The sequence below is a fragment of the Variovorax sp. 01T439_2 genome, from assembly GCF_056398445.1.
Window position 1 is genome coordinate 1 of sequence record NZ_JBFTPJ010000880.1, and the last position, 2482, is coordinate 2482.

Annotated in this window: 2 protein-coding genes; both read right to left on the bottom strand. The window is 66.3% G+C overall.

Annotated elements, in window-relative coordinates:
- Window positions 1-160: 160 nt before the first annotated feature.
- Window positions 161-409 (bottom strand): hypothetical protein, encoded by a 249-nt coding sequence (locus AC1DOC_RS29185; protein WP_478080701.1) that lies wholly within the window; start codon window positions 407-409, stop codon window positions 161-163.
- Between the two features lie 287 nt (window positions 410-696).
- A partial coding sequence (locus AC1DOC_RS29190) for a DUF5906 domain-containing protein (RefSeq protein ID WP_478131072.1) occupies window positions 697-2482 on the bottom strand: 1786 nt, incomplete at its 5' end.

Here is a 2482-nt window from a genome sequence, read left to right on the forward strand (position 1 = left end):
GGGCGTGGGCCGGTCGAACACGCTGCGGATTTCGTTGCGCATGACGCGCCGAACCTGGAACCCCGCGTCGTTGAGTGCGGCCGCGTAGGCGGTGCGCGCCTGTTTGCCGCTCAGCTTGCCCAGCGATTCGCGCACGGAGTCCAGGCCGTCGAGCTTGAGGTCAAGCCGCATACGAACCTCCCGCCGCCACCGCGCCGTTTTCGGGCCCGACCGCGGCCAACCCCTGGGCGACCCATTCCGGCGCGCCGGTGAGCGTCACCTGCAGCCCGCGCAAGCCCGGGAACAGGTCGTCAGCGCGCAGGCTGCGCACCAACGCCCTCAACTCCGGCCAGCCATTGACCAGGGCCGCGAACTCCGCCGCATTCGCTTCCGTGCAGCGGATCACCTTCGAAATCACTTCTCCGTCCATCTCATCCTTTTTTGTGAGGCGTGTGAGGGGTGGTGTGGGGCATGGGTGCGCACGTAAGTGCCTGTCGGCATTGGCGTGTGGGGTATGTGAGGTATGTGAGGCATGCAGGCGGGTGCACATGCATGCGGGTGTGCGCACGCACCCACGCATGCGCACACATGGGCGGGTAAGGCCCGGATGCCTCACATACCTCACAAGCGTTGATTTCATTGGGTTTTCTTGCCTCACACCATGGCTCACAGCTGGCTCACATGCCTCACCGAATTGGACGAACGACCCCTGCGACATCAATGCCCCCCTTCTCGGAATGCCTTGAGCGAGTCCTTGAAGGCGCGCGCCCTGTCGCCGATCCACGTCGGCTCGTGCTCGCCGACCGGGCACTCGGCGCCACCGGGCAGGAACGTGACCCCGGACGGGCCCTTCACGCCCACGCCGAGGTCGTAGCGCTTCGACAAGGTCTTGGCGCCGTGCTTGCGCATTAGCTCGCTCGCGAACCGTGGTTGGTGCAGCGCCTTGAGGCCCACGCGATGACACCAGGCCCCGTACAGGGCATAGAGGTCCAGGGGCAGCATCGGGCTCAGCAGCTTCGGCGCGTTCTTCGCGGGAAAGCCGTCGATCTCGCCCGACTCGAAGGCCTTGAAGAAACGGCTCGGGCTGTCCATGCTGAGGTCGATCAGTTCGCGCTTGGCTTCGGTCATCGGTGRCAACGTGCCTTCGGTGAAGTCGCACAGGTCGACGTGCAGCAGGTAGTCGTGCAGCGCCGCGGCGCCGCCGTTCTCCAGCTCCACGAGCAGGTCGCGGTAGAACTCGCGGCTCAGCTTCTCGGGCGTCCAGATGACGGCATGCCGCCGGTCGTCCTGCTCGAGCACCACCGGCATCGTCTCGTTGCTCAGGAACACCAGGTTGACGTGGTTGCGTTCGTCGTAGGCTGAGAAGTTCTTCGGATTGATGCGGATCCAGTCCCCGGTAATGAAGGCCTTGAGCTTGTTCTTCACGTGGTAGAGGTCCGACCGCGCCACCACTTCGTCAGCGATGAGGAACAGCTTGCGACTGGCCCAGTCGTTGAACTTGTCTTCGATCGCACTCTGGTCGATGACGCGGCCGTAGCGCCCGTAGATCGCCATCAGCGCTTCGAAGAACATGTTTTTGCCGGTGCCCTGCGGCCCGTGCAGCACCAGCGTCGTCTTCATCTTTGCGCCGGGGTGCTGGATCGGGTAGGCGATCCAGCGCAGCACCCACTCGTACAGCGCATCCGGGCGGCTGTCGCCGGCGCACATGTGGCGCAGCAGGTCGAGCAGGTACTCGCACTTCCCCGCCTTCGCCTCTGTGGGCCAGCCCGCCCAGAGGTTGCAGTGAATGGTGGTGTCGGTGCACGCGGGATCGAAGCCGACCTCGGTGACGCGCACGATCTGCTTTTCGGGATGCTCGGCCCACGCGCGATGCGTCTCCCGGCTCAGGCACGCATCGCGCATGTCGCTGAGCGCCACAAGCATGTGCTCCTGGTGATCGAAGGTAACGCCGCCCTGGCCATAGACCAGCGCAAACCGCTCGAGCAGTTCGTCAAGCGAATCGATGGGGCGCAGTGGCGCGGCCGCAGGCTTGCCGTCGGCCCCGCTCCCCTTGCCGTGTGGGGCACGCGCCGCGCCCTGCGCGCGCCAGCCCAGTCCCGAAATGCGGGACTCCACCTGCGCGCGCACGGCGTGGAGGCCCTCGGCCAGGTGCAGGTCGTTGAAGTCGTTGAGCTTCTCGCCCTTGTCCAGCCAGTCGGTGCGGCGTGTTTCAGGGTCCGCCCAGCCCGGCACCATCCACCCGCCGCCGACGGCCATGGCGGTGAGGCTGGCCGCGGACACGCCGGCGTTCGTCGCCTTGTGCGGCTGGCCGCAGTGCGGGCAGATTGGGCCGTCGGCAACCCACACGCGCCGCTTGCACTCGGGCTGCTGGCACTTCTGTGTGTTGTCGTCGTCGGCGCAGATGAGCAGCTTCGCCAGCTTGTAGCGCTTGCGCAGCTCGGCTGCGACCGGCTGCAGGTTGCCAGCATCGAAGGCGACGGCGACCGGTAGGCCCGTGGCTTCG

What these genes read in the sequence shown, in the direction of transcription:
- AC1DOC_RS29185 (WP_478080701.1), bottom strand. Translation starts at nt 409, where the DNA reads ATGGACGGAGAAGTGATTTCGAAGGTGATCCGCTGCACGGAAGCGAAT.